At 69.3% G+C, this 26,475-nt stretch carries 28 protein-coding genes; 18 read left to right on the top strand and 10 right to left on the bottom strand.

The window, feature by feature from the left end:
* Positions 1-19 precede the first annotated feature (19 nt).
* Complete coding sequence (locus tag ON34_RS25535; protein WP_040783976.1) at positions 20-580, bottom strand: GNAT family N-acetyltransferase; 561 nt, start codon at positions 578-580, stop codon at positions 20-22.
* Between the two features lie 173 nt (positions 581-753).
* On the opposite strand from ON34_RS25535, the gene deoC reads away from it, so the two are divergent.
* Positions 754-1,422 carry a deoxyribose-phosphate aldolase gene (gene deoC / locus ON34_RS25530; protein ID WP_040783974.1) on the top strand — a complete coding sequence of 223 codons (669 nt, stop codon included), beginning with the start codon at positions 754-756 and terminating at the stop codon, positions 1,420-1,422.
* Between the two features lie 90 nt (positions 1,423-1,512).
* Here the strand turns inward: deoC and ON34_RS25525 are convergent, their stop codons facing one another.
* Positions 1,513-2,235, bottom strand: coding sequence for an LmeA family phospholipid-binding protein (locus ON34_RS25525; RefSeq protein WP_063821739.1), 723 nt, complete (start codon positions 2,233-2,235; stop codon positions 1,513-1,515).
* Positions 2,236-2,334: 99 nt separating this feature from the next.
* Between ON34_RS25525 and ON34_RS25520 the strand changes: the two genes are divergently transcribed.
* Positions 2,335-2,946 carry a hypothetical protein gene (locus tag ON34_RS25520; RefSeq protein WP_040784241.1) on the top strand — a complete coding sequence of 204 codons (612 nt, stop codon included), beginning with the start codon at positions 2,335-2,337 and terminating at the stop codon, positions 2,944-2,946.
* Between the two features lie 6 nt (positions 2,947-2,952).
* Here ON34_RS25520 and ON34_RS25515 read toward each other — a convergent pair whose 3' ends face one another.
* The 3 genes from ON34_RS25515 to ON34_RS25505 form a co-directional block, all read right to left on the bottom strand.
* Positions 2,953-3,759 (bottom strand): class I SAM-dependent methyltransferase, encoded by an 807-nt coding sequence (locus ON34_RS25515; protein WP_373291979.1) that lies wholly within the window; start codon positions 3,757-3,759, stop codon positions 2,953-2,955.
* The gene (locus ON34_RS25510; protein ID WP_040783972.1) at positions 3,729-4,250 is read right to left on the bottom strand and encodes a DUF2505 domain-containing protein; all 522 of its coding nucleotides are present in this window, start codon (positions 4,248-4,250) and stop codon (positions 3,729-3,731) included. Before ON34_RS25510 ends, ON34_RS25515 begins: the two co-directional genes overlap by 31 nt.
* A 120-nt stretch (positions 4,251-4,370) precedes the next feature.
* Entirely contained in the window at positions 4,371-4,856 is a 486-nt protein-coding gene (locus tag ON34_RS25505) for a DUF2505 domain-containing protein (RefSeq protein ID WP_040783969.1), read from the bottom strand.
* Between the two features lie 142 nt (positions 4,857-4,998).
* On the opposite strand from ON34_RS25505, the gene ON34_RS25500 reads away from it, so the two are divergent.
* Together ON34_RS25500 and ON34_RS25495 are read left to right on the top strand one after the other, a co-directional pair.
* Positions 4,999-6,039 carry a UDP-N-acetylmuramate dehydrogenase gene (locus tag ON34_RS25500; RefSeq protein ID WP_040784239.1) on the top strand — a complete coding sequence of 347 codons (1,041 nt, stop codon included), beginning with the start codon at positions 4,999-5,001 and terminating at the stop codon, positions 6,037-6,039.
* A gap of 259 nt (positions 6,040-6,298) precedes the next feature.
* Positions 6,299-7,519 (top strand): L,D-transpeptidase, encoded by a 1,221-nt coding sequence (locus tag ON34_RS25495; RefSeq protein WP_040783967.1) that lies wholly within the window; start codon positions 6,299-6,301, stop codon positions 7,517-7,519.
* A 49-nt stretch (positions 7,520-7,568) separates the two neighbouring features.
* Here ON34_RS25495 and mscL read toward each other — a convergent pair whose 3' ends face one another.
* Both mscL and ON34_RS25485 read right to left on the bottom strand, forming a co-directional pair.
* Positions 7,569-8,036 carry a large conductance mechanosensitive channel protein MscL gene (mscL, locus tag ON34_RS25490; protein ID WP_051023128.1) on the bottom strand — a complete coding sequence of 156 codons (468 nt, stop codon included), beginning with the start codon at positions 8,034-8,036 and terminating at the stop codon, positions 7,569-7,571.
* A 68-nt stretch (positions 8,037-8,104) separates the two neighbouring features.
* Positions 8,105-8,839: an SDR family NAD(P)-dependent oxidoreductase gene (locus tag ON34_RS25485; RefSeq protein WP_040783965.1), complete on the bottom strand. Its 735-nt coding sequence runs from the start codon at positions 8,837-8,839 to the stop codon at positions 8,105-8,107.
* 71 nt (positions 8,840-8,910) lie between these two features.
* On the opposite strand from ON34_RS25485, the gene ON34_RS25480 reads away from it, so the two are divergent.
* From ON34_RS25480 to ON34_RS25455, 6 genes are all read left to right on the top strand, one after another.
* Positions 8,911-9,732 carry an alpha/beta fold hydrolase gene (locus ON34_RS25480; protein WP_040783963.1) on the top strand — a complete coding sequence of 274 codons (822 nt, stop codon included), beginning with the start codon at positions 8,911-8,913 and terminating at the stop codon, positions 9,730-9,732.
* Between the two features lie 83 nt (positions 9,733-9,815).
* Positions 9,816-11,252: a D-inositol-3-phosphate glycosyltransferase gene (gene mshA, locus ON34_RS25475; RefSeq protein ID WP_040783961.1), complete on the top strand. Its 1,437-nt coding sequence runs from the start codon at positions 9,816-9,818 to the stop codon at positions 11,250-11,252.
* Positions 11,249-11,752 carry a type III secretion system chaperone family protein gene (locus tag ON34_RS25470; RefSeq protein ID WP_040783959.1) on the top strand — a complete coding sequence of 168 codons (504 nt, stop codon included), beginning with the start codon at positions 11,249-11,251 and terminating at the stop codon, positions 11,750-11,752. The genes mshA and ON34_RS25470 overlap by 4 nt, the downstream gene beginning before the upstream one ends.
* Before the next feature lie 84 nt (positions 11,753-11,836).
* Positions 11,837-12,727: an ROK family protein gene (locus ON34_RS25465; RefSeq protein ID WP_040783956.1), complete on the top strand. Its 891-nt coding sequence runs from the start codon at positions 11,837-11,839 to the stop codon at positions 12,725-12,727.
* 84 nt (positions 12,728-12,811) lie between these two features.
* On the top strand, positions 12,812-13,549 hold the full coding sequence (locus ON34_RS25460; RefSeq protein ID WP_040784235.1) for a phosphoglyceromutase: 738 nt from the start codon (positions 12,812-12,814) through the stop codon (positions 13,547-13,549).
* A gap of 341 nt (positions 13,550-13,890) precedes the next feature.
* Positions 13,891-15,942 carry a CocE/NonD family hydrolase gene (locus ON34_RS25455; protein WP_040783954.1) on the top strand — a complete coding sequence of 684 codons (2,052 nt, stop codon included), beginning with the start codon at positions 13,891-13,893 and terminating at the stop codon, positions 15,940-15,942.
* 105 nt (positions 15,943-16,047) lie between these two features.
* Here ON34_RS25455 and ON34_RS25450 read toward each other — a convergent pair whose 3' ends face one another.
* Complete coding sequence (locus ON34_RS25450) at positions 16,048-16,707, bottom strand: NADPH-dependent F420 reductase (RefSeq protein WP_040783952.1); 660 nt, start codon at positions 16,705-16,707, stop codon at positions 16,048-16,050.
* Positions 16,708-16,798: 91 nt separating this feature from the next.
* Between ON34_RS25450 and ON34_RS25445 the strand changes: the two genes are divergently transcribed.
* From ON34_RS25445 to ON34_RS25435, 3 genes are all read left to right on the top strand, one after another.
* Positions 16,799-17,206, top strand: coding sequence for a winged helix-turn-helix transcriptional regulator (locus tag ON34_RS25445; protein WP_040783949.1), 408 nt, complete (start codon positions 16,799-16,801; stop codon positions 17,204-17,206).
* 141 nt (positions 17,207-17,347) lie between these two features.
* Complete coding sequence (locus ON34_RS25440; RefSeq protein WP_040783946.1) at positions 17,348-18,583, top strand: sensor histidine kinase; 1,236 nt, start codon at positions 17,348-17,350, stop codon at positions 18,581-18,583.
* A complete protein-coding gene (locus ON34_RS25435) occupies positions 18,580-19,269 on the top strand; it encodes a winged helix-turn-helix domain-containing protein (RefSeq protein WP_040783943.1) in 690 nt (229 codons plus the stop codon). The genes ON34_RS25440 and ON34_RS25435 overlap by 4 nt, the downstream gene beginning before the upstream one ends.
* A 213-nt stretch (positions 19,270-19,482) precedes the next feature.
* On the opposite strand, the gene ON34_RS25430 is transcribed toward ON34_RS25435, so the two are convergent.
* Together ON34_RS25430 and ON34_RS25425 are read right to left on the bottom strand one after the other, a co-directional pair.
* On the bottom strand, positions 19,483-19,812 hold the full coding sequence (locus ON34_RS25430) for a hypothetical protein (protein WP_040783941.1): 330 nt from the start codon (positions 19,810-19,812) through the stop codon (positions 19,483-19,485).
* Positions 19,813-19,911: 99 nt separating this feature from the next.
* Entirely contained in the window at positions 19,912-20,784 is an 873-nt protein-coding gene (locus tag ON34_RS25425) for a DUF3109 family protein (protein ID WP_051023091.1), read from the bottom strand.
* Positions 20,785-20,849: 65 nt separating this feature from the next.
* On the opposite strand from ON34_RS25425, the gene ON34_RS25420 reads away from it, so the two are divergent.
* The 5 genes from ON34_RS25420 (at position 20,850) to proC (ending at position 26,379) form a co-directional block, all read left to right on the top strand.
* Entirely contained in the window at positions 20,850-21,884 is a 1,035-nt protein-coding gene (locus tag ON34_RS25420) for a Ppx/GppA family phosphatase (protein ID WP_040783939.1), read from the top strand.
* On the top strand, positions 21,881-23,515 hold the full coding sequence (locus ON34_RS37825; RefSeq protein WP_051023090.1) for an Rv0497 family membrane protein: 1,635 nt from the start codon (positions 21,881-21,883) through the stop codon (positions 23,513-23,515). The genes ON34_RS25420 and ON34_RS37825 overlap by 4 nt, the downstream gene beginning before the upstream one ends.
* A 117-nt stretch (positions 23,516-23,632) precedes the next feature.
* Complete coding sequence (locus tag ON34_RS25410) at positions 23,633-24,514, top strand: sugar phosphate isomerase/epimerase family protein (protein WP_051023118.1); 882 nt, start codon at positions 23,633-23,635, stop codon at positions 24,512-24,514.
* A gap of 129 nt (positions 24,515-24,643) precedes the next feature.
* Positions 24,644-25,531, top strand: a complete 888-nt coding sequence (locus ON34_RS25405; RefSeq protein WP_083889762.1) for a thioesterase family protein — start codon at positions 24,644-24,646, stop codon at positions 25,529-25,531.
* Between the two features lie 32 nt (positions 25,532-25,563).
* Complete coding sequence (proC, locus tag ON34_RS25400) at positions 25,564-26,379, top strand: pyrroline-5-carboxylate reductase (protein WP_040783936.1); 816 nt, start codon at positions 25,564-25,566, stop codon at positions 26,377-26,379.
* Positions 26,380-26,475 lie beyond the last annotated feature (96 nt).

Here is a 26,475-nt window from a genome sequence, read left to right as displayed (position 1 = left end):
GTCTGGCGAACGGGATGGATCAGAGATCGTAAAACGGGTCGGCGTAATGGAATTCGCCGACTATTTGCGAGTCGTAGGCCGACAGCGAGCGGACCTGGAAATGGCTGATCCAGGCGGGCTCGTCGGGGGTGATGCCGAGGCGGGCGGCGGGGACGAAGCCGAAGCGGGGGTAGAACTCCAGGCTGCCGAGCAGGCCGACCAGCGGTTCGTCGAGGGCGTCGGCGGCGCCGAGGGCCGCGTGCATGAGTGCCGAGCCGACGCCTGCCCCTTGATGGTCGGCGAGCACGCCGATCGGGCCGAGCGCCAGCACCGGGAACGGGCCGACCGTGGCCCTGGTCAGGCACAGGTGGCCGACCACGCTGTCGTGCTCGATCGCCACCAGCGAGAGCGTCGGGATCCAGCCCTCGTCGCTTCGCAAGCGGTCGATGAGGCCCACCTCGGGCGGATCCGCGCTGCCGCGGTCATCGGACGCGTCGGTGCCATCGGAATCGATGGCGGTGGCATAGTGCGGTGCGAATGCGCTGCGATGCACCGCCGCGATCGCAGCGGCGTCGTCGGCGCGTTCGCGACGGATCAGCACGGTCGTCTCCTCCCGAACGAAGTAGGGCCCATCCGCACACGTTAGTCAGTCGGCCGTGGCGTCACGCTCTCCGATGCGCCATCAGCTACGAGTGTGCGTGAAGCGCCTCCAGGTACGCAACGGAATTCGCCCACGGAACCGGTCTGGCGTTCGGTGTGCCAGACTCTCACCCCATGGCAGAATCCGCGTCGCTGACCAGGTCGGAAGTGGCCGCAATGATCGACCATACGCTGCTGGCCCCGGAGGCGACTCCCGCCGAAGTCGCCGCGCTGGTCGAGGAGGCGCGCGGGTTGGGCGTGCTCGCGATCTGCGTGTCGCCGTCCATGTTGCCGGTGCTCGCGCCGGGGCTCGTGGTCGCGACGGTCGCCGGATTCCCGTCGGGCAAACATCATTCGCTGGTGAAGGGCGCCGAGGCGCGGCTCGCGGTGGACCAGGGAGCGGGCGAGGTCGACATGGTGATCGATGTCGGCGCGGCGCGTGCCGGGGATTACACGGCGGTGCTCTCCGACATCGTCACGGTGCGCGAGGCCGTCGGCGATCGAGCGCTGTTGAAAGTGATCATCGAATCCGCCGCGCTGTCGGATCAGGCGATTGTCGAGGTGTGCCGGGTCGCCGAGCGCGCCGGAGCCGATTTCGTGAAGACGTCCACGGGTTTTCACCCCGCCGGTGGCGCCAGCGCCCACGCGGTGCGGCTGATGGCGGAGACGGTCGGCGGGCGGCTCGGCGTCAAGGCCAGCGGCGGAATCCGCACCGCCGAGGCCGCGGCCGAGATGATCGCGGCGGGCGCGACCCGGCTCGGGCTGTCGAAATCCCGTGACGTGCTCGACGGCTTTCCGGCCTGACCCACCCGGAATCTGTTCGGCGGTCTAGGCATTCGGTCCACCCCGCGGCGTGTCCGGCGATCGGCCCGAATGCCTTGCGGCCACCAGGATTCAGCAGCGCGCCCCGGAACTGTCGCCCGCGGACTCCAGCTGGGAGTGTCCACCGGCCAGCTTGACGTCGACGCCGGAATCGGTGACCTTCAGATCCGTCGCCGACATGCCGAGCGGATAGCTCTGCAGGCTCCGGGTGAAGATATCGACGATGCTCTGCGCCAGATCCGACGGCACTCCGATGCCGAGCAGTTGCGCCGACATGGTCTCCACCTCCACCGTCCCGTTCTGGATCTGCGGCTTCAGCTGAAGCTCCGCCAGACCGCCGAGCACGGCCAGGGTGAGCATGCCCGAGCTCTCCGACGAGCTCACCCCGGTGACCAGACCGCCGAGCGTCTCCTTGATGCCCTCGTTGCTCCAGGTGACGTCGGCGGAGGAGCTGCCGATCGTGCTCCCGTTCCGGTCGGCGACGTCGACGTCCCGGAAGACGGCGTGCACCACCATCCCGACGGCTGGGCCGAATCTGGTGTCGTCGCTGTTCACCCGCACCGAAGGCACCTTGCCGTCGATCCAGGTGACCAGCATCGGCTTGGGACCGAAGCTCACATCGATCTTCGACCCCATGTCCTTCTCGAATTGCGTGCTGATACAGCTCGCCACCGAGTGCCTGGCGTATGCCTCTCCGCCGACCAAGACCGTCGCGAGCAGAATCGCTACCACGGTCAGGGCGATCAGCAGGGCCCGCCGGTTGATCGTCGAGGTGGACGGCGTGTTCGTACTCATGGTGGCGATTCTTCCCGACCTTTCTGTGCCGTTTCTGTGGAGGCATTGAGGGGTTCGAATGTGACATGCAGCACAAACGCCGAGCGTAGCCTGGTGCGCATGGCTGGCGATGCGGCAAGCCGCGCGATCGGATCCGCGGAACAAGGATGGCGTGTTCTGCGCCGATGGGCCGGGCGGCACGCCGGTTTCTTCACCACCAGGCAGGCCCTGCGCACCGGGTGCGCGGCGCGGGTGCGGGACGGGCTCGGCGATGGTTCGGTGACCAGGGCCGGGACGGACGGCCTGCTGCGGCTGGCCGGATGGCCGGAGGGCCCGCTGGACGAGTACGCGATGTGGTCGGCCTGGTTCGACGGGGCCGCGGTCGTCTCCCATCACAGCGCGGCCGAGTTGCACGGCCTCGGCAGGCTGCGCCCCCGGTTCCTCCACCTGTCGGTGCGCGCGGGCCACCCGCAGGCGCCGCCGCGGTTGGTGGTCCTGCGCCGCGCGCTGACCGGCGCCGAGGTGGAATCGGCCGGTCCCTTCCTGGTGACGACGCCGGTGCGCACGGTGCTCGACCTGGCCGAGGCCGGTATCGGGCAGGCCGCGTTGAACGAGGTGGTCGCCGACGCGGTCGCCATCGACCGCTGTGCGGGCCGGGAGATCAGCGACGCCGGTGCGGGACTGGCGCCACGCGCGGCCAGAAGGGTGTATCGCGCGCTCGCCGTCGCGTGACGGCGATCAACCCATGCCGACCGGCGCCACGGCCGACCACGGCACCGACAGCACGTTGTCGCGCAGGCGGCGGCGGTAGTGGCGGATCGGGAAGCCTTCCTCGCGCAGCGACCGCGCGGCGGCGCGCCAGCGCACCCGGGGACCGTAGGGAGCCAGCGGCGCGGCGCGGGCCCACGCGCGGTCCGCGGCGGCGAGCAGCGCGTGGATCGGCTCGCCGGGGACGTTGCGGTGGATCAACGCCTTCGGCAGCCGTTCGGCGAGATCGGAGGGCCGCTCCACGGTGAACGGATCCCAGGCCAGCGTGAGTGAGCGCGGGCCGTCCCGGTCGAGCAGGACCCAGGCGCAGCGCCTGCCCACTTCGTCGCAGGTGCCGTCGACCAGCAGACCGTCCGGCGCCAGCCCGGACCGGATGGTCGACCAGGCATCGGATACGGCCGATTCCGGATATTGCCGCAACACATTGAACGCGCGCACCAGAACCGGTCGCAGCCCCGCCAGTTCGAATCCGCCGCGGGCGAAGGTCACGCCGTCGCGGCCGGGCACCACACGCTGCGGATCGATCTCCAGACCCACTACCCGCACGTCGGCGCGCACCATGCGCAGCCGCGCGGCCAGCTCGAACGTGGTCCACGGGCTGGCGCCGTACCCGAGGTCGACCACGAGCGGATCGGCCGCCTCGCGCAACCGGGCGGCGACGAATTCGTCGTTGATCAGCCAGCGATCGCTGCGGCGGAGGCGGTTGACTGCGGTGGTGCCACGGGTGATGGTGCCGACCGGTTTGGTCAGCGGGTGGGGTGGTGTTCTTCCAGCCACTGAACCGTGAACTCGGCCTCGCCGCGGAACAGGTCGACCAGGTTCACCAGCATCAGCTGCTCCAGGCGCGGTCCGACCATGGGGATGAAGACCTTCGCTTCCGAGGAGAAGCGCATGGTGCAGCCGGTTTCGGTGGGGAAGAGGCGGATGGCGCCGCCGAGGTTGCCCGGCCCGGCCGGAATCGACGCCGAATACTTGCCGGTGATCTCGTCCGCCGCGTAGGGGCCGTAGCTCTCCTTGCGGGTGATCACCATGTCCTTGCGCAGCACCGTCTGCGCGAGCTCCGGCAGCATCTCGCGGGGCAGGATGTGGTGCAGTTCGATGTCGATGCCGCCGTCGCCCGCCTCCAGCTTGACCACCTCGTTGCCGGGGGTGTATTTCCGCATCTCTTCGATCCGCGCTTCCCAGTAGTCACGGTTCGACAGCGCCGCGTACAGCTCTTTTGTGGTGTGCAGCGGATAGCGGGCGGAGTAGTCCAGTCGGCGTGCCATGGGCTCACAGGTTACTGGGTCCGGTAACAGGTACCTCGGCGGGCGGGTGGTGTGCGGAGATCACACAAACGCGGTTACCGGCAGATGTGGCCGGACCCGGTGTCGGCTTTGCGGTGCGGATCAGTGCGACGCGATCCACTTCTCGGTGAATTCCGCCTCGTTCTTCAGCAGCTCGGTGAGGTGCTCGTCGATCGCCTTCTCGATCTTGCCGCCGAACAGCGGAATCTTGACCTCGATGGTGCCCTCGACCGTGACGGCGGCGCCGGAGCCGTCGGCGGACAGCACGATGGTGCCGCGCACCTGGGCGGGCGCGCCCTCGACGCGCGCTTCGAAGGAGGCCGTGTCGCCGTTCCAGTGCTCGACACGGGGGATGACCAGGTCACCGGGGCGTACCGCGGTGATCGCGGGCGGCAGCTTTTCAGCGGCGATGGCCTGCACCATCTCGACGTCCACTCGCTCGCCGCTGACGGTGACCGACTCCAGCCGGGCATTGGAGCCGCCGACCTCGGTGATGCGGTCCTTCCAGTACTGCTCATCCGCGAAGGCCGCGCGGACGGCGGCGGGGGAATGCGAGTAGCGGGCCGTATACGCCAGCGGTGTAGCCATGGGTCCACACGCTACCGTGCGGCGCGCGAACTACACGAGCGGTGGCATCGGACCTGCTCGCGTAGTGCACCGCACGCTACCGTGTGGCGTGCGAACTTCACGTTTGGTGCTGTCGGATCTCCTCGCCGACACCGGCGCGCGGCTGCGCGAGGACGTGCGGCTGGCGGAACTGACCACACTGCGGGTGGGCGGACCCGCCTTGGTCGCCGAGTGCGCGACGACCGAAGCGCTGGTCGCGACGGTGCGCGCGCTGGACGCCGCGGGCGTGCCGGCGCTGCTGCTGGCCGGCGGCTCGAATCTGCTTGTCGGCGATGACGGTTTCGACGGCGTTGTGGTCCGGGTCGCCACCACCGGCGTCGAGATCGGCGCCGACGGCGTGGTCGCGGAGGCCGGAGCAAACTGGGACGACGTGGTGGACGCCACAGTCGCCGCCGGATTCGGCGGGCTGGAATGCCTGTCCGGCATTCCCGGTTCGGCGGGTGCGACGCCGGTGCAGAACGTCGGCGCGTACGGCGCCGAGGTGGCGAACCTGCTGCGCCGAGTGCGTCTGCTGGACCGCGCCAGCGGTGCGATCCGCTGGGTGGCGCCGGAGGAGCTCGGGTTCGGCTATCGCACCAGCGTGTTGAAGCACCGCGACGACGCCGTGGTGCTCGCGGTCGATTTCGCGTTGCGCACCGACGGTTCCAGCGTGCCGCTGCGCTACGGCGAACTGGCCACCACGCTGGGCGCCGAGGTGGGCGAATCCCGGCCCGCGCCGCAGGTCAGGGACGCGGTGCTGCGGCTGCGCGCGGGCAAGGGCATGGTGCTCGACCCGGCCGACCACGACACCTGGAGCGCGGGATCGTTCTTCACCAACCCGGTGGTCGCCCAGGATCGGGTGGCGCAGGTTCGAGCCGCGATCGCCGCGCATGTGGGCGATGTCACGGTGCCGACCTACCCGGCGGTGGGCGGAGTCAAGTTCTCCGCGGGTTGGCTGATCGAGCGGGCGGGATTCGCGAAAGGGTTCCCCGGCGCGGAGGCACCGGCCCGGTTGTCGACGAAACACACACTGGCGCTGACCAATCGCGGCAGCGCCAGCGCGGCCGACCTGGTGGCGCTGGCCAGAACAGTGCGCGACGGCGTCGCCCACCGCTTCGGGATCCGTCTGGAGCCGGAACCGGTAACCGTCGGCATCGCACTGTGATGATCCCTACTCCCGACTGGATGCGACCCAACGTGACATCTGGTTTCGTGAGCACAGGGGTAACTCACCGGGTACGCCCACAACTCGAGGAGTACCCAACGTAGGACCTGAACGTACGCCCTGCGCCACCCAACTAGTACGGCCTGAAGACGCGGAGAGGCGGGGGAGCGAGGAGGGGGAGCGAGAGCGACGCCACACGCTGCGAGGACGGGTCCGGCCTTGCGCCGCGCGTAAATTCGACACAGTGAGCGACCGACAGATGATGCCCCGCGCGGCGGCCGCGGCGTCGGCCGTGCTGCTGGTAGTCGTCGCCCTGGTATGCGGATGCACGATCGACCGCGGCGCGGCAGGCGGCCGCGACGACGGGCCGATCGCCAAGGTGACGTTGGTTCCCGCCGACGACGCCGCGAACGTCAACCCGACCGCGCCGGTCTCGGTGTCGATCAGCGACGGCACGATCGACCAGATCGCGCTGACCAACGCCGCGGGCAAGCAGGTCCGCGGTGAACTCGCCCCGGACAAGCGCGGTTACACCATCACCGAGCCGCTCGGCTACGACGCCACCTACACCTGGTCGGGCACCGCGGTAGGGACCGACGGCAAGCCGATTCCGATCGAGGGTTCGTTCCGCACGCTCGCGCCGAAGAACACGGTCCCCGCGACCATCAATATCGGCGACAACCAGGAGGTCGGCATCGCCGCACCGATCATCCTGCAATTCAAGTCGTCCGTGCCGAACAAAGCCGCGGTGGAGAAGGCGCTCACGGTAACCACCGACCCGCCCACCGAGGGCGCGTGGGCTTGGTTTCCGGACGACGGCGGTTCGCGGGTGCACTGGCGCCCGAAGAATTACTGGGCACCCGGCACCACCGTGCACGTCTCCGCTCGGCTCTACGGCCTCGACCTGGGTGGCGGCAATTACGGCTATTCCGATCTGACCTCCGATTTCCGCATCGGCCGCAGCCAGATCGTCAAGGCGAACGCGCCGAGCCACCGCATGCAGGTGGTCCGCGACGGACAGACCGTGTTCGATTTCGCGGTCAGCTATGGCGAGGGCAACGAGCCGCGCAACGTCACCCGGTCCGGCATTCACGTGGTCACCGAGAAATACGAAGACTTCATGATGTCGAATCCGCCGTATTACACCAATGTCCGCGAACGCTGGGCGGTCCGCATTTCCAACAACGGCGAATTCATCCACGCCAATCCGGAATCGCTTTCCGCACAGGGTTCGGCGAACGTCACCAACGGCTGTATCAATCTCTCGCCCGCCGACGCACAGGTCTATTTCCCCACCGCGCTCTACGGCGATCCGGTCGAGGTGACCGGGACGTCGATCCCGCTCTCCGCTGCCGACGGCGACCTCTACGACTGGACCATCGACTGGAACACCTGGAAGAGCATGTCGGCGTTGCAGGGCGCACCGTCGGCGGTGGTGTCGGCGACGCCGGTGCCGCCGCAACCGGCCGGCGGCCGCTGAGGTGCCGGCGGCGCCTGAGACACGGTCGTAGCCGCAGCACACGGCGCGGTCAGTTGAGATATTTGGCACTGCCGACCGCGTTGGGCTCCTGTTCCCGTTCGATGTGGTGGTCGGCGGCGCGTTCGGCGCGGACCGCATCGTGCCGTTCGGCGAGCAGGTCGCGGATCTCGATCAGCAGTTCGATCTCGGTGGGCTCGGCCGCCTTGGTGGTGCCGAAGCGGTTCTTGATCGTCTTCATCGGCAGGATCAGCACGAAATACAGCACGGCCGCGACCATGACGAAATCGATGGTCGCCGTGATGATCGGCCCGATGGCGATGAACGTGGCGGGCTTGGAGGCAATCAGCTGCACGCCGAGGCCCAGCTCATTGGTGCTGCCGAAGACGGCGAGCAAAGGATTGATGATGCCTTTCGTCACCGAGGTCACCACGGCGGTGAACGCGGTGCCCATGACGACGGCGACCGCGAGATCGATGACGTTCCCGCGCATCAGGAAGTCTTTGAATCCTTTGAGCATGAGCCGAACCACTCCCATCCGATGTCCTGCGTTCGGTCCCCCGGATGCTAACGGCTCGGGTCGGCCTCCTAGCCGCGACGGGCGAATCGACCCGGGTCGGCCTGGTCGCGCGGCTTCACGATGATCTGGTCCAGGTTCACGTGCGGGGGCCGCGACGCCACGAAACCGACGATCTCCGCGATGTCCTGGGCGACCAGCGGGTCGATGCCCTCGTACACCTTCGCGGCGCGCTCGGCGTCGCCGCCGAAGCGCACCAGGGAGAACTCGGTTTCCACCGCACCGGGGGCGATTTCGGTCAGCCGCACCGGCTGTCCGAGCAGCTCGCCGCGCAAGGTTCGGTGCAGCACGGCCTGCGCGTGCTTCGCTGAGGTGTAGCCGGATCCGTTGTCGTAGGCGGTGAACGCGGCCACCGACGTGATGGTGACGATCAATCCGTCACCGGAGTCGATCAGCTTCGGCAGTAAGCCCTTCGTGACGCGCAGGGTGCCGAGCACGTTGGTCTCCCACATCCAGCGCCAGTCGTCCAGGTCGGCCTCCGCGACCGGCGCCAGGCCCTTCGCGCCGCCCGCGTTGTTGACCAGCACGTCGACGCGTTCCACCGCGTCGGTGAACGAGCGCACCGACTCCTCGGAGGTGACGTCGAGTTCCACTGCGGTGCCGCCGATCTCGTCGGCGAGGCGGTGCAGCCGGTCGAGCCTGCGGGCGCCGACGTAGACGTGATAGCCCTGCGCGGCCAGCTGCCGGGCGGTGGCCTCTCCGATTCCCGAGCTGGCTCCGGTGACGACGGCGGTGCGAGTACTCATGCCCGTGATCCTAAGTGCGCGATGTTTGCCACGGCCGAGCTGTCGCCGGGATCACGGTTAGCCTGAGTTCCATGCCTATTCGGGATGTGCTGAGCGCGGACGGAACGACCATCGTCTACCGGGTGAGCGGGCCGGAGGGCGCCCGCCCGCTGGTGCTGCTGCACGGCTGGTCGGCGAATCTGCGCTGCTGGGGCGCGGCCGCGGACGACCTCGCCGCGCACTTCCGGGTGGTCGCCGTCGACCTGCGCGGCCACGGCTACTCCGACGCGCCCGCCGCGGGCTACGACGATCCGAAGAATTGGGCCGCCGACGTCGCTGCGGTGCTGGCCGCCGAGGGCATCGCGTCCGGCGCGGTGTTGCTCGGCTGGTCCTACGGCGGGATCGTGCTGTCGGATTACCTGACCGCCTACGGTACGGATGCCGTCGCGGGGGTGGTCTACAGCGGCTCGATGGCGAACATCGGCCCAGGTGTGCCGGGTGCGGCGACCGGGAGCCTGATGCGTGAGGCGATTCCCGGCGTGTTCGACGAGAGCGCGGGCCGCGCGGTGCGGGCCTTCGGTGCGTTCGGCAATGCCAACACCGGGCCGGGACCGGACAAAGGGCCGGACGCCCAGCGGCTGTTCGGGGCCAGCCTCGCCACGCCGCCCGCGGTGCGCAAAGCGCTGTTCTACCGGACCGTCGACAACACCGAAACGCTACGTACGCTGGACATTCCGGTACTCGTCCTGCACGGGACCGAGGACAGGGTTGTCCCGATCGAGAACGGCCGCTACATCGTCGACACGGCCCCGGACGCGCGCGCGTCGTTCTGGGACGGCGCCCAGCACGGCCTGTTCATCGAGGATCGCCCACGGTTCGTCGCCGAGGTGAGCGCGTTCGCCGCTGACCTGTGATCCCGGGCATCTGCTGTGTGATAGCTCTCACTTGGTGCGGTCAGGGCGTCTGAGACCGGCACGGCGCCGTGCACTATGGAGGTGTGAGTCAGCGCCTGGACCTACGGCCGAACCGTATCGCCGTGCTATCGGTGCACACCTCACCACTCGCCCAGCCAGGGACCGGCGACGCGGGCGGTATGAACGTCTATGTCCTGCAAACAGCCGTTGAGCTGGCTCGACGCGGCACCGAGGTGGAAATCTTCACCCGCGCCACCGCCTCGAACCTCCCGCCCGTCCAGGAGGCCGCACCCGGCGTGCTGGTGCGCAACGTGGTGGCCGGACCGTTCGAGGGGCTGGACAAGCAGGATCTGCCCACGCAGCTGTGCCCGTTCACGGCGGAGGTGCTGCGCCAGGAGGCCAGGCACCTGCCCGGGTACTACGACCTGGTGCACTCGCACTACTGGCTGTCCGGTCAGGTCGGCTGGCTGGCCAGGGACCGCTGGCGGGTACCGCTTGTGCACACCGCGCACACGCTCGCGGCGGTGAAGAACGCCGCACTGGCCGAAGGCGACTGTCCGGAACCGGCGACCCGCGAGATCGGCGAGAAGCAGGTGATCGCGGAGTCGGATCGGCTGGTCGCCAATACCGCCGAGGAGGCCCGTCAGCTGGTCGAGCTCTACGGCGCCGACGCCGAGCGGATCGACGTGGTGCCGCCCGGCGCGGATATGACCTGCTATCGCCCCGGCGACCGGACCGCCGCGCGGGTGGCGCTCGGGCTGGCCGCCGACGAGCGGATCGTCGCGTTCGTCGGCCGCATCCAGCCGCTGAAGGCGCCCGACGTGCTGGTGCGTGCCGCGGCCGAAGTGCTGCGCGAGGATCCGGAGCGCGCGCTGCGCGTCCTCATCGTCGGTGGACCGTCCGGCAGCGGCCTCGAGCGACCCGACGCGCTGATCGAGCTGGCCGCCGAACTGGGCATCGCCGACCGGGTCAGCTTCCTGCCTCCGCAGCCGCCGGACCGGCTGGTGCTGGTCTATCGCGCCGCCGACCTGGTCGCGGTACCGAGCTACAACGAGTCCTTCGGCTTGGTCGCCATCGAGGCGCAGGCCAGCGGCACCCCGGTGCTCGCAGCCGACGTCGGCGGTCTCGGCACGGCCGTGCGGCACGACGTCTCCGGCCTGCTCGTCTCCGGGCACCGCACCTCGGACTGGGCGAACGCGCTGCGCCGCCTGCTCGACGACCCGGATCGGCTGCACCGGATGAGCGAGCGAGCCGTCGCGCACGCCGCGAACTTCTCCTGGGCGCACACCGCCGACGGTTTGCTCGCCAGCTACTCCGCGGCGCTGGCCGGTTTCCGCGACGATCGCGCGGTGCTCGGCGGTCGTGGCCTCGCGCACAGCGTGTTGCGCGACGACGCCCACGACCCGCTCTCCGTCGAGCGCAGTAGCCTGGCCGGCGAACGGACGGCCGCTCTCCTCGGGGAGAGCAGCCAGGCCAGGTCGCGGGCGCTGTGGCGGCGCCGGATGGGAGTACGCCGGTGAACGAGGTACAGGCGACCGCGCAGCTCATCAACGAGACGCTGCGCGAGAGGGAGATCGAGTACACCCGCCCCGGCGACGAGACTTTCGTCGTCGTGCTGCCCGGCGAGCGCAAACTCAAGACCACGGTGATGCTCACGGTGGGCAAGCACGGGATCCGCGTCGAAGCGTTCGTCTGCCGCAAGCCGGACGAGAACTTCGAGGGCGTCTACAAATTCCTGCTGCGCCGCAACCGCAGGCTCTACGCCGTCGCCTACACGCTGGACCGGATCGGCGACATCTACCTTGTCGGCCGGATGGCCGCGCACGCCGTCACCCCTGACGAACTGGATCGGGTGTTCGGCCAGATCCTCGAGGCGGTCGACGCCGATTTCAATGTGCTGCTGGAACTCGGTTTCGCCGAATCCATTCGGCGCGAATGGAAGTGGCGCGTCTCGCGAGGCGAGTCGTTGCAGAACCTGCGCGCCTTCGAGCATCTGGTCGACTCGGCCGACAAGCCCTGAGCCGGTCGGTCGCCGGAACCGGTGCGCGGGCTCGGGTCCTGGGTGACAATCTCCGGTGGCTCGGATCGGCGAAGGGGCACGGCGTTGACAGTTCTCGCTCTGGATATCGGCGCGACGAAGTTCGCGGCTGGGGTAGTGCACCCCGGGTATGCGGTGCGCGATGTGCGGCAGGTGGACGTGCCGCGGACGGGCGTGTGGGACGCCTGTCGCGGACTGCTGCTCGAGGTGGCGGGCGCGGAGCCGGTCGTCGCCGTTGGGATCGGTTCGGCCGGGCCGGTGGACGTGCGGACCGGTGTGACGGGGCCGTTGAACATCCCCGAGTGGAAAGCGGGATTCCGGATCGTCGCCGCCGTGCAGGAACTGTTCCTCTCGGCCGCGATTCGATTCGCCATGGACGGCGCCTGCCTGGCGTTGGCCGAGCACCGCGTCGGCGCGCTGCGCGGCGTACCCGACGCGCTGGCGATGACCGTGTCGTCGGGGATCGGCGGCGGGCTGATCGCGGACGGCAAGGTGCTGCTCGGGCGCACCGGCAACGCCGGGCATGTCGGGCACATCGTCGTGCCGGGCTGGGACACGCCGTGCGGCTGCGGCGGAGTCGGCTGTGTCGAGGCGGTCGCGAGCGGCATGTCGTCGGTGCGCTGGGCGCGCGAGCAGGGGTGGCCGGGCGGCACCGGCGTGCAGCTGGCCGAGGACGCCCACGCGGGCGACCGGATCGCCATCGCCGCACTGCATCGGGCGGGCACGGCGCTCGGCACGGCCATCGCCTCCGCCGCCGCTCTCCTGGACATCGACCGAGTGGTGATAGGCGGCGGCTTCGCGCAATCCGGTGCGCCGCTGTGGGATCCATTGCGCGCCGCGGTTGACCAGCACGCCCGGCTGAACTTCCTGCGAGAACTGCGCGTGGAGCAGTCCCGCGTCACCCACGGCGCCACGCTGGTGGGTGCGGGCGTGCTCGCCATGGAGCAAGCGGTCTGACTTCGCACTCCTCCCGTCCGGCCCGTCGGGGCCGTGGCGGGGAACCGATGGGACCTGGCCGAGCGCGCATGGGAGGATGACGGCATGACGTACACCCTCGTGCTGCTGCGCCACGGCGAAAGCGAATGGAACGCCCTGAACCTGTTCACCGGCTGGGTGGACGTGCACCTGACCGACAAGGGCATCGCCGAGGGCAAGCGGGCCGGGGAGCTGCTGGCCGAGCACGGCATCCTGCCCGACATCGTCTACACCTCGCTGCTGCGCCGCGCGATCTCCACCGCGAACATCGCGCTGGACGCCGCCGACCGGCACTGGATTCCGGTGGTCCGCGACTGGCGGCTCAACGAGCGGCACTACGGCGAACTGCAGGGCAAGAACAAGGCCCAGATCCGGGAGAAGTACGGCGACGAGCAGTTCATGCTGTGGCGTCGCAGCTACGACACCCCGCCGCCGCCGATCGACCCGGCCAACGAGTACAGCCAGGAGGGCGACGCGCGGTACGCGGGCATCGACGTCCCGAAGACCGAGTGCCTGCTCGACGTGGTGAACCGGATGGTCCCGTACTGGGAGTCGACCATCTCCAAGGACCTGCTCTCCGGCAAGACCGTGCTGGTCGCCGCGCACGGCAACTCGCTGCGCGCGCTGGTCAAGCACCTCGACCGGATCTCCGACGAGGACATCGCGGGCCTGAACATCCCCACCGGCATCCCGCTGCGCTACGAGCTCGACGAGAACCTGCGCCCGGTGCGTCCGCACGAGTACCTGGACCCGGAAGCGGCGGCCGCGGGCGCCGCCGCCGTCGCGGGCCAGGGCGGTAAGTAACCTCCGAAACGCGAACCCCAACGCGCTGCCACTCGATCGGGTGGCAGCGCGTTGTCTTTCCGTTCGCCGACTGTTCGGGACGGGTGTGCGCCGACGACACGCCGGATGGGTGAACGCCAGTCGGCGGTGGCGCCGTCTACGGTTCCTGCTGTGAGGGAGGATTCCGGCGACGAGTGTGGGTAGCGGTCGCTGTGACCAGCACAGAAAGCGGCGGTGTTCGGCATCGGTCAGGTTATGTGAACTGTCATTCCGAACAAAGTTGGTGTTACCCGCTGTTGTTACCGACAAGTAGGTCGGTACACTCTCGTCCGTTCGACCAGCCGAGAGGTGGATCACGTCCAATGAAGCACGCGTTGCGGGCCACAGTGGCGGCACTAGCCGTTGCCGTGCTCGCCCCCTTCCTCACCAGTGGCGCCGCCGCCGTGCCGTCGACCGGCCCCGACGGCGGCCTGGCCGGAGCCGCTTGGGCTTCCACTCAGGACGCCATCCAGCAGTACCCGAACATCCACATCCAGTGGGACGTCCCCATCACGATGAGTGACGGCACCGTCCTGAAGGGCAATGTCTACCGGCCCGCGGAGGCCTCCGGCCGCCCGATCGACACCCCGACGCCGACGGTGGTCAACCTGACGCCCTACACCAAGCTGGTGTCGAACCTGGCCGATCACGCGCAGTCCATTCCCGGCCTGTCCGACGCGCTGATCGAGCTGTTCCGGCAGATCGATATGAGCGGCACCCCGCTGTCCGGCGTCACCGACCTCACCAAGGCGTTCGGCGGCGGCGAACTGCGCAACTTCACCGTCGACCGCCAGCTGATCAAGAGCGGCTACTCGCAGGTGGTCGTCGACGTGCGCGGGACAGGCTTCTCCCAGGGCACCTGGGACATGCTGCGCGGCCGTGAGCAGCAGGACACCGTCGAGGTGATCGACTGGGCGTCGCGCCAGCCGTGGTCCAACGGGCGCATCGGCATGAACGGCATCTCCTACTCCGGGATCACCCAGGTGCAGGCCGCCGAGAAGCGCCCGCCCGCCCTCCAGGCGATCTTCCCGGTCGTGCCGGGCAGCGACCTGGTCAACGACGTGCTCGCGCCCGGCGGCGGCTTCGGCTTCAACTTCATCCCGCTGTGGCTCACCGCGATCAACGGACTCAAGCTGATCCCCGACCTGGCGTCCGTGCTCACCGGGCAGCTCGACACCACCTGGCTGGCCGACCGCGCCCGAGACCCGTTGACGTTCATGGACGTCCTGCTCAACGTCTACACCACCGCGCGGATGGAGGATCTCGACCCGCGCGCCAAGGAACTGCTCACCGACGGCTCGCGGCCGCGCCAGGACTGGCTGGGCGATCCCAGCCGGATCCAGACGCCGACCTTCGTCACCGGCGGCTGGCACGACCTGTTCGCCTACTCGGAATCCAAGATCTACAACGCGATCGCGCTGCCGCCAGGGCGGAAACAGCTCCTGATGGGCAACACCTACCACATCAACTCGGGCAACGAGTACGGCAAGCCGGGCTTGCCGCCGCGGCTGGACGTGCTGCAGCGCGCGTGGTTCGACCGGTGGCTCAAGGACATCGACAACGGCATCGAGCAGTACGGCCCGGTCACGGTGCGCCAGCAGGGCGGCGGCTGGATCACCACCGACTCGTTCGCCGTGCCGTCCGACGACGCGGCTTCCGGTGCGGTGCACCGCAGGATGTACTTGTCCGCCGCGCCCAGCGGCACGGCGAACAGCCTCTACGACGGCTCGCTCACCCCGGAGGCTACCGGCGAGACCGCGCGGCTGACCGTCGCGCCCGGCATGACCAGCATGTGCTCCAACGACGCCGCGCAGGGCAGCGCGGGCGCGCTGTCGGTGATCGACGGCTGCGCGAAGGACTCCAGGATCCAGGAGCTGAACGGGCTGACCTTCACCAGCGCCCCGGTCGCCGAGCCCACCTCGGTGTCCGGCCGGATCGCGGTGCGGCTCAACACTGTTCAGGACGCCGCCGACGGCTACTGGGTGGTCACGGTGAACGACGTCGCGCCGGACGGCCAGTCGAGCGTGCTGTCGTCGGGCCAGCTCATGGCGTCGCTGCGCGCGATCGACGACGCGAACAGCACCAAGTCCGCCAACGGCGACTACACCGACCCGCGGCCGTTCACCTCCCTGGATCAGCGGCAGCTGACGGTCCCCGGCGAGGCGACCACGCTGGACATCGCGCTGCCCGCCACCGAGGCGATCCTCCAGCCGGGCCACCGCCTGCGGGTCGACGTGTACGCGGGCAACTTCCCCAAGGGCCTGCCGATCCTGCCGATGCTCATCGACACCGGCCTGCGGCCACAGCATGTGCAGCTGGATCCCGATCGGCCGAGCTTCGTCAACATCCCGCTGCGCGGCAATCCGGGCTGGTAGACCCGGCCGGGGTGCGAGCGTGCACCCGTCGCCCATCTCACTCCGGGAGGTATGGGCGAGGGTGCACGCTCCGGTCGGCGCCCGCCGATCACGCTGTGGCGGTAGTCAGTCGACGACGGCGAACGCGGCATCCAGCGGCGGGAACATCGCGCGCGCATCGTGCCCGGCGAACCACAGGCCGACGGTGAACACCGACATCGCCTCCAGATACTTGGCGCGGTGCAGCCCACCGGCCGGGATCGCGTGCAGATCGAGGTCTTCGGCAAGCGTCGCGACCAGTCCCACCGCGGTCGCGTCGTCGCCGCAGATCGGCACGGCCAGGCGACGCCCATCGAACGTCCGCTCCCGCGACTGCCACACTTCCGCGGCACACAGGTTGAAGGCCTTCACCACGTGCGCTCCGGGCGCCTGCGCCGCGATCCGTTCGGCCACAGCGTCTTCCGCGAGCACGAAGGCGGTCGATCCCTCCGGTGCCGCCGCGTCCGGGGCGAAGGCGTTGGTGCAGTCGATCACGGTCCGACCGACCAGCAGTTCCCTGGTCGCGTCCAGCACTTCGGTCAAAGCGGAGACCGGCAGTGCCAGCACCACGACATCGCCGAAACCGGCGGCCTCGGTGATGGTTCCGGCCTGCGCACCGAGCTCGGCGGCGAGTTCCGCCGCGGCGTCGGCCGACCGGGCGCCGACGAGCACTTGGTGCCCGGCCTTGCTCCAACCGCCGCCAAGTGCCCTTGCCATCGCACCCGCGCCGATGATTCCGATTCGCATTGCAACTCCTCACTCGAAAAGCGTTCGGCATCGACGCTACGAATTCCGATAGGCACCTCGGGGTGCGCAACGTCGGTGGCAAGCTGGAGCGGTGAGCGCAGCCCCGACCGAACCGAGCACCGCCGAGCGGGTCGAATTCGCGCCCTACGGCGACTTCGAATCCGACTGCCCGGCCCGGATGGGTGTGGACATCTTCGGCAACTCCTGGTTGCCGGTGGTCGTGTACATGCTGCGCGAGGGTCCGATGCGCCCCGGCGAGCTGCGCGCGGCGATCGGCGGGATCAGCCAGAAGATGCTGACCCAGACCCTGCGCCGCATGGAACAGATGACGCTGGTGCGCCGCCACCGCTACGCCGAGGCACCGCCCCGGGTGGAATACGAGCTGACCGCGGCGGGCGAAGACCTGCTGATCCCCATCTATGCCCTCGGCGACTGGGTGGACAAACACGGCAGGGCGGTGAACCAGGCGCTGGCCGAGGCGGACCTCGAAGCAGACTGACCGGCCGGTGAATACGTCCCGGAAACGCGCCATCTAACACCGCGTAAACGTGCGGCTAACGGGGTCATAAGGTGCTATGACCTGCGCGAAACATCGTGTACCCGGAGTTGGCCGACCGGTCGGCGACCGTACGATTCAAGTGTGAGTGTTCCCCAGGCCGTGCTCTTGGCAGTCGTCGCGGCTGTCGTCGGCCTGGCAGTCGGCGGGCTACTGATCCCGTATGTCAATGCCAGGCAGGCCGCCCGCAGGCAAGCTGAGTCCGGCCTCACCATGTCGCAGGTCCTCGACCTGATCGTGCTCGCCTCCGAGAGCGGCATCGCGGTGGTCGACGAATACCGCGACGTCGTGCTGGTCAACCCGCGCGCGGAGGAACTCGGCCTGGTCCGCAACCGTCTGCTCGACGAGCGTGCCTGGGCCGCGGTGGAGAAAGTGCTCGCCACCGGCGAGTCCGCCGAGTTCGACCTGACCGCCAAGAACCCCGTTCCCGGCCGCGGGCGCATCGCCGTGCGCGGTGTCGCCAGGCAACTGTCGCGCGAAGAGACCACGTTCACCGTGCTGTTCGCCGACGACGATTCCGAGCAGGCGCGCATGGAAGCCACCCGGCGCGACTTCGTCGCCAACGTCAGCCATGAGCTCAAGACCCCGGTCGGCGCGATGAGCCTGCTGGCCGAAGCTCTGCTGGAATCGGCGGAGGACCCGGAGGCCGTGCGTCACTTCGGTCAGCGCGTGCTCGGCGAATCCCGCCGCCTCGGCAAGATGGTGACCGAACTCATCGCGCTCTCGCGCCTCCAGGGCGCGGAGAAGCTGCCCGAGCTGGAAGTGGTCGACGTGGACACGGTGGTGATGCAGGCGGTCGACCGCTCGCGCACCGCCGCCGAGGCCGCGGGTATCACGGTCAGCACCGACCGGCCGAGCGGTCTCGAGGTGCTCGGCGATGAAACGCTGCTGGTCACCGCCCTGTCCAACCTGGTGGAGAACGCCATCGCCTACTCGCCGCCCGGCTCGCACGTGTCGGTGAGCCGCTCGCTGCGGGGCGATCACGTCGCGATGGCGGTCACCGACCGCGGCATCGGCATCGCCAAGGAAGACCAGGAGCGGGTGTTCGAACGATTCTTCCGGTCCGACAAGGCGCGTTCCCGCGCCACCGGCGGAACCGGGCTCGGCCTGGCTATCGTCAAACACGTGGCCGCCAACCACAACGGGGAAATCACCCTGTGGAGCAAGTTGGGCACCGGATCGACGTTCACCTTGCGTATACCCGCTCACCACGAAGCAGGCGCCGACGACGACCACGACGGCACTGTGGTGAGCACGATAGAAACAAGCCCGCGTCCCTCGGGTCCGGGCCGACCGAATGGTGTGGAGGCACGCAGATGACGAGTGTTCTGATCGTCGAGGATGAGGAGTCGCTGGCCGATCCGCTCGCGTTCCTGCTGCGCAAGGAGGGTTTCGAGGTCACCGTGGTCGGTGACGGGCCGTCCGCGCTCGCCGAGTTCGACCGGTCCGGGGCGGACATCGTCCTGCTCGATCTCATGCTGCCCGGCATGAGCGGCACGGACGTGTGCAAGCAGCTGCGCACCCGCAGCGGCGTCCCGGTGATCATGGTCACCGCGCGCGACAGCGAAATCGATAAGGTGGTCGGCCTGGAACTCGGCGCTGACGACTACGTCACCAAGCCGTATTCCGCGCGCGAGCTCATCGCGCGCATCCGCGCGGTGCTGCGCCGCGGCGCGGGCGACGAGCTGGACGGTTCCAGCGAGAGCGGCGTGCTGGAGGCCGGTCCGGTCCGGATGGACGTCGACCGGCACACCGTCATGGTGAACGGCAAGCCGGTCACGTTGCCGCTCAAGGAATTCGACCTGCTGGAATACCTGCTGCGCAATTCCGGGCGAGTGCTCACCCGCGGTCAGCTGATCGACCGCGTGTGGGGCGCGGACTATGTCGGCGACACCAAGACCCTGGATGTGCACGTCAAGCGGCTGCGCTCGAAGATCGAGGCCGACCCGGCCAAGCCGGAACACCTGGTCACCGTCCGCGGCCTCGGCTACAAACTCGAAGCGTAAGCACACACCGGGTGACACCCCATGTGCTCACGAAGGCAACAACTGATTTCGTGAGCACATGGGTAACTCCCCGGGCACGCCCAGAACACGAGTGGCACCCAACGCAGGACCTGAACGCGAATCCCGCACTCCTCACTAGTACGGCCTGAAGACCCGGAGAGGCGGATCAGCCGAGGGCGCTGCGGCGCCCTCGGCTGTCTTGCGTCCTATACGTCAGGGGAAGTAGATCCAGGTGGTGCCGAGCGGGGTTTCGGTCTTCTGCAGGGTGATCCAGCCCAGATCGTCTTCCTGCATGCAGTCGTAGAGGTCAGCGGTGTTGGTGCCGCGGCAGGCGATGGTGTGCGAGGTGCCGTACGGGCTCGCGATCAGCAGCTTGCCCGCTGCCTTGGCGTTGACCGCCGCCGGGTCGGTGGCCGCCACGAACTCCGAGGTGAAGTCGTAGAACTTGTGCGGGTCGCCGTTCGGCTCCGCGTGGGCTACTCCGGTCAGCGAGATGGCGGCGCCCAGTGCGATGGTCGCCACGGTGAGAACTTTCTTCGACATAGCGGCACATCAAACCCCATTCGGGTGAAGCTCGCATGGCGAGGGAGTGAACCCGCCGCGTGCACGGGCGCAGCGAGCGAGCGCTCGGCCGGCAAACGATCAGGCGGACGGGCGGGTGGAATCGCGCATCCGCTCGGCGTGCACGGTGGCCGGATGCACGGCGATCAGGCCCAGACCTTCCCTGCGCTTGCAGTGTCTGGCCAGCTCCTCGTAGGCGGGCGCACCGATCAGCTCGGTCAGCTCCGGCGCGTAGGTCTGCCAGACCGGTCTGCTGCCGACGTGGGCGTCGGGGGAGCCGGAGCAGTACCAGTCCAGGTCGGCTCCGCCCGGACCCCAGCCGCGGCGGTCGTACTCGGTGATCGTGGTGCGCAGGATCTGCACGCCGTCGGGACGGTCCACCCAGTCCTGGGTGCGCCGGATGGGGAGCTGCCAGCACACGTCCGGCTTCACCTCCAGCGGTTCGATGCCGCGGCGCAGGGCCATGGTGTGCAAGGCGCAGCCGACGCCGCCCGCGAAGCCGGGACGGTTCAGGAAGATGCACGCGCCGTCGAACCGGCGGGTGCGCAGCGCGGGCTCGTCGTCCAGTTCGTCGAGCTCCAGATAGCCGTTCTTGGTGACCTTGCCGTCCGCGTTCGTGGCCTCGTCCCGCAGCTGCCAATCCTGCGGTGTGAGCATTTTCACAGCGCGTTGCAGTCGCTTGCGGTCGTCGTCGTCGGAGAGGAAGGCGCCGTGCGAGCAGCATCCGTCGTCCGGCCGGTCGGCCAGAATGCCCTGACAGGCGGGGGTGCCGAACACGCACGTCCATCTCGACAGCAGCCAGGTCAAATCGGCGACGATCAGATGCTCGTCGTTTGCCGGATCGACGAACTCGATCCATTCCCGGGGAAAGTCGAGATCGACTTCGGGGGCCGGGTCGATCTTCCTCGCTGGTCGGGACCGGGTCGGGCTGCTCGCGGATGCGCCTACCGTCACGAATTAGGACGCTAACAGTTCGATCGCCTGGGCTGAAGTGCCGCGGCACCCAGTACCGTGTTCATGTGCGGCTTGGGGTACTCGACGTCGGAAGCAATACCGTTCACCTGCTGGTGGTGGACGCGCATCGTGGCGGTCACCCCCTGCCCATGAGCTCGACGAAGGCGACCTTGCGGCTGTCGGAGAACATCGACGACGCCGGCCGCATCACCGAGGTGGGCGCGCAGCGGCTGATCGACACCGTCGCGGAATTCGCCAGCATCGCCCAGACCTCCGGGTGCGTGGAGCTGATGCCGTTCGCCACCTCGGCGCTGCGCGAGGCGACCAACTCCGACGAGGTGCTCGCCGAGGTGCGCGCGTCCACCGGCGTCGACCTGCGGGTACTGTCCGGCGTCGATGAGGCGCGGCTGACTTTCCTCGCGGTGCGCCGATGGTACGGCTGGAGCGCAGGGCGCATTCTCAATCTGGACATCGGTGGCGGATCGCTGGAGATGACCAACGGCGGCGACGAGGAACCGGACGTCGCGTTGTCGCTGCAACTGGGTGCGGGCCGCTTGACGAGGGAGTGGCTGCGCGAGGATCCGCCGGGCAAGCGCCGGGTGGCCGTGCTGCGCGACTGGCTCGACGCCGAGCTGGTGGTTCCGGCGAAGAAGCTGCTCGAGCCGGGCAAACCCGACCTCGCCGTCGGCACGTCGAAGACGTTTCGATCGCTGGCCAGACTGACCGGGGCGGCTCCTTCCGGCGCGGGCCCACGGGTGCGCCGTACACTGACCAGCTCAGGTCTGCGCCAACTGATTGCGTTCATCTCGCGGATGACGGCGTCGGACCGTGCAGAATTGGAAGGCGTAAGTTCCGATCGGTCACAGCAATTGGTGGCTGGCGCACTGGTCGCGGAGGCGAGTATGCGGGCACTGTCGCTGGATACGTTGGAGATTTGTCCGTGGGCGCTGCGCGAAGGACTCATCCTGCGCAAACTGGATACCGATATGAATGGTGGACCCGAAGCAATCTACTCGGCGGGCCCGGCGGCCGCGGACGGTAAGCCGGCGCCCGGTGGTGGCGCGCCGCTGTCGGGCCCGATCGGGACGGTGTCGTCATGAGTGAGGATTCCAAACAGCTGTCGGTCGCGGAGCTGCTGGCACGCAACGGCCAGCAGGGCGGCGCCTCGTCCGGCGGCGGCAGACGCCGCCGCAGCGGCCGTGGCATCTCCGTCGCCGAGCTGACCGGTGACCTGCCGGTCATCCGGGAGGGCGGCGGGCATTCCGCGCACGCCGCGCCCGATTCCGTCGCGGAGGAGCCCGCCTACGCGCCGCCCTCATACGACCCGCCCGGGCCCGAGCCGATTTCCTACGCCCCGGAACCCGAACCGGATCCCGCCGCGTATTCGCCCATCTCGGGCCCGATTTCGATGTACGACCCGCTGGCCGGTTATGCCCAGCCGGAACCGCCGCGGGCCGACGAGCCGTCCCAGGGCGACTATCCGAGCCCCGGTTGGTCGAGCAGGGTGATGCCGGGCCGGGAGATGCCCTCCGCCACACGGCACAGCTCGCCATACGATCCGCTCTCGCCCGATACGCCGGTGTCCGAACTGTTTTCGGCCGCGCCGGTCCCGTACCAGCCGGACCCGCTGTCCAGTGGCGCCGTGCCGGAGACGCCGCCGCGCTCCGGGCGCAGGCGCAGACGGGAGGAGCCGGAGGAGGAAGCTTGGCAGGGCATCCCCCCCGAGCCGTCCGGCCGGGACGCGCTGCCCGGCCACGGTGCCGCCGAGTTCGGCCGCAGCCGCCACGGGGAATTCGACGAGCCCGGCTTCGGCCGGTCCGAGCGCAGCCAGTCGTATGGGTTTCCCGAGCACAACGGTGTCCAGGGCGGCCGCGCGGCAAGGCGCAGAGCGGCCGAGGCGGCGGAGGCGGCCGACGCGGTCGAGGAACTCGGGCCCGCCACCGCGGCCTGGTCACCGGCCACGGGCGGCTTCGCACCCGAGTCCGAGCCGCTCCCGCTGCCCGACGCACGGTCGAAGCCGGGACGTCCGCTTCCCCCCGACCCGCAGCCGGAGGCGCACCGGCGACCATCCCGGGGCAACGCCACGGGCGAGAACGGCCTTCCGGCCTGGTCCGCCCGCCGCCACAAGTCGCCCGACCCGGCGCCGGAGTCCGGCGGGATCCCGACGGCCGCGTGGTCGCTGGCCAGCCAGGACCAGCAACTGGTATCCGGGCAGACGGTCGCGGGCGACCTGCTGCGGGACGGCATGGAGCGGGCGGAGCGCGCCGGAACCGGCCGCGGCAGGCGCGGCGCCGCTCGTTCGGCGGTCGACGTCGAGGAGCTGGACGGCGCCACCGATGTCTACGAGCCGATCGACCTGGACATCGAGGACGAGGAGAGCGAAGCCGACGAGCGGCCTCGGTCGGCGCTGCGGGAACGCGCGATGTCGCCGCGTCGGTCGCGGGCGGCCAAGAAGGCGGAAGACGACGCCAACCGGCGCCAATGGATGATCCTGGGCGGCCAGAGTACCGGCGCGGCAATCGCGGGAATGTTGCTGTTCAAGGGTTTCGAGCGCATGTGGGAGATGCTGCCCTGGGTGGCGCTGGCCCTGGCGATGATCGTGATTCTCGGCTTGGTGGCTCTCGTGCGGATTCTGCGCAGGACCGACGACATCCTCAGCACTGTGATAGCCGTAGTCGTGGGCATCTTCGTCACGTTGGGGCCACTAGCCTTTCTCCTCAGCACGAACTGAGTAGGAGCGGCCGTGGGGAACATCGGGCAGGCAGGCGAGAACGGGACGTGGCAGGCGGACTCGTGGACCGAAGCCGGTTCGCCGGACAAGCCAGCGCCTCGGTCGACGCCGATCCAGGTGGGCCTGTCCACGGCGTCGGTGTACCCGCAGAACGCCGAGGCCGCGTTCCGCTACGCGGCCGAACTCGGTTACGACGGCGTCGAACTGATGGTCTGGGCCGAACCGGCGAGTCAGAGCATCGCCACCGTGCAGACCTACTCGCGCCGATACGGTGTCCCAGTGCTCGCCGTGCACGCGCCTTGCCTGCTGATCTCGCAGCGGGTTTGGGGCTCGGATCCGATCGCGAAACTCGAGCGGAGCGTGTACACCGCGGAGGCGCTCGGCGCGCGCACCGTGGTGGTGCACCCGCCGTTCCGCTGGCAGCGCCGCTACGCGGCGGGGTTCGCCGCCCAGGTGGCCGAGCTGGAGGAGAACAGCCCGATCATCGTCGCGGTGGAGAACATGTTCCCGATGCGGGCGGACACGCTGTTCGGCAGGCGGGAAGGCGCGGTCAAACGCTTGGCCCGGCGCGGAGGGCCCGGTCCGGCGCTCACCGCGTTCAGCCCGTCCTACGACCCCACCGACACCGGCTTCCGGCACTACACCCTCGATCTGTCGCACACCGCGACCGCGGGCGCCGATCCCCTGGCGCTGGCCGCCCGCATGGGTCCCGGTCTGGCCCACCTGCACCTGGCCGACGGCCGCGGCGCCGCCCACGACGAACACCTGATTCCCGGTGAGGGCACCCAGCCGTGCGCCGAGGTCTGCGCGAGTCTGGTCCGCACCGGCTTCACCGGCCACGCGGTGGCGGAGATCAACACGCAGAACGCCCGCACCACCCAGGACCGGGCCGCCATGCTGCACCGCACGCTGGCGTTCGCGCGCAGGCACTTGAACGTGTCCGCGGCCGCGCCCGCGTCGACCGGGGCCAACCACGCCTCGGCAGAGCCGCCGATGTGACGATCGTCCCAACCTCCGACTGAGAGAAGTTTCCGGCTGGACGCTGCGTTGTACGCTGTACGAACGTTGCTCCGGCGGCATCGCACCGCGCATGCGAGGCCCCGGCGCCGATGGAGGACAGGAGTGAGGATGACGACGGAGCTGACGGCCGACCTCGGCCCGGCTGCCACGACCGACGCGCCGTTCAGCCGGGTGTGCGCGCTGACCGAACTGGCGCCTGCCGCCCCTGACACCGGACGCTACCTGGGCGTCATCGACGAGATCTGGACGATCGGACCGAAGGTGCACGGCGGGACGATGGTCGCGGGCAGCGCCGCGGCAGCGACCAACTGGCTGCGTGCGACCGATCCGGCGCTGGTCGGCATGGCTCCGATCGCCGCGAGCTCGGACTTTCTCGGCGCACCGAATCCCGGCGAGGTCACCTACGAGGTGCGTGTCCGCAAGATCGGCCGCCAGATCTGCCTGGCCGACACCGATCTCATCCAGGACGGCCGCGTCCTGGTGCGCACCGCCCTGACCTTCAGCCGCCTGGACGACGCCGATCCGGTCTACGCGCCGCAGCACACCGACATGCCCGTGCTGCCGCCTGCCGACGCGATCGGCTACGAGCCCGGTTCGACGATGGGCGAGGTGGTGCACGTGGGCCAGGGCGCCGACATCTACCTGGACCGCGAGTGGGCCCGCTTCCTGGCGGGCGAGCGGGGCGAACCGCGCCTGCGGCTGTGGATGCGTCCGCGGCCGGGCGACGAGCAGGACCCCGACGTCGCCATGTTCTTCGCGATGATGACCGCGGACATGAGCCCGCCCGTGCCGGTGAACCTCGGTCACTTCGGCTGGGCGCCCACCGTGCAGATGACCACCTACCTGCGCCGCAGGCCCGCCCCGGGCTGGCTGCGGATCATCGCGACCACGCACGAGGTCGGCGGGCGGATGTTCGACGAGGACCAGTTGGTGCTCGACTCGACCGGGGCCGTGGTCGCGCAGAGTCGCCAGCTGGCGCTCGTTCCCCAGCGCTGAGCGCGCGGGCGCGCCGTCTAGCCTTGACACCCATGACGAGAATTGCGGTGATCGGCGGCGGCCGCATCGGTGAGGCGTTGGTCGCCGGGTTGCTGGAGTCCGGGCGGCTGACCAAGGATCTGGTCGTCGTGGAGACGCATCGGGAACGGGCCGATCTGATCGCCGATCGTCTCGGCATCCGGGTGACCGACGACGTGGCCGATGCGGCGGTCGGCGCCGACCTGCTGGTGATCGCGGTGAAGCCGGGCGATGTGGACGGGGTCCTCGCCTCGCTGGCGAAGGCCGAGTTGGGCGACCGGGATCAGGTGCTTGTCTCGTTGGCTGCTGGTGTGCCGACCACCCGGTTGGAGGGCAAGTTGTCCGCCGGGTTCCCGGTGGTACGGGTGATGGCGAATACGCCGATGCTGGTCGGTCAGGGTATGAGCGTGATCGCGCCCGGTCGCTACGCGCGCGAAGAGCACCTGGAGTTGGTGACCGAGGTGCTCGCCGCGGTCGGCAAGGTGGTGACCGTCGCGGAGAGCCAGATGGACGCGGTCACCGCCGTGTCCGGCTCGGGGCCCGCCTACTTCTTCCTGGTCGTCGAGGCCATGGTGGAGGCGGGTGTCGGACTCGGACTGACCCGGGATGTCGCCACCCGGCTGGTGGTGCAGACCATGGTGGGCTCGGCCGCGCTGCTGGACGAATCCGGCCAGACCGCCGCGGAACTGCGCGCCGCGGTCACCTCGCCCGCGGGCACCACCGCGGCCGCGATGCGCGAGTTGGAGCGCGGTGGACTGCGCTCGTCTTTCCTGGAGGCGTTGTTCGCGGCCAAGCAACGGTCAGCCGAACAGGGCGCGTCAGCGGAATGACCGGTCTGTTTCCGATCGGAAAACCCGATTTCTCACTCCCGTCGCAGTAACACCACTGGTCCCGCTAAGCTTCAAGGAGCACGTGCGTGTCTGTTC

Source organism: Nocardia pneumoniae NBRC 100136 (assembly GCF_000308755.1).
Taxonomy (GTDB): Bacteria; Actinomycetota; Actinomycetes; order Mycobacteriales; family Mycobacteriaceae; genus Nocardia; species Nocardia pneumoniae.
Note: the sequence above shows the minus strand (reverse complement) of the source record. Positions and strands in the feature narration are given on the sequence as shown.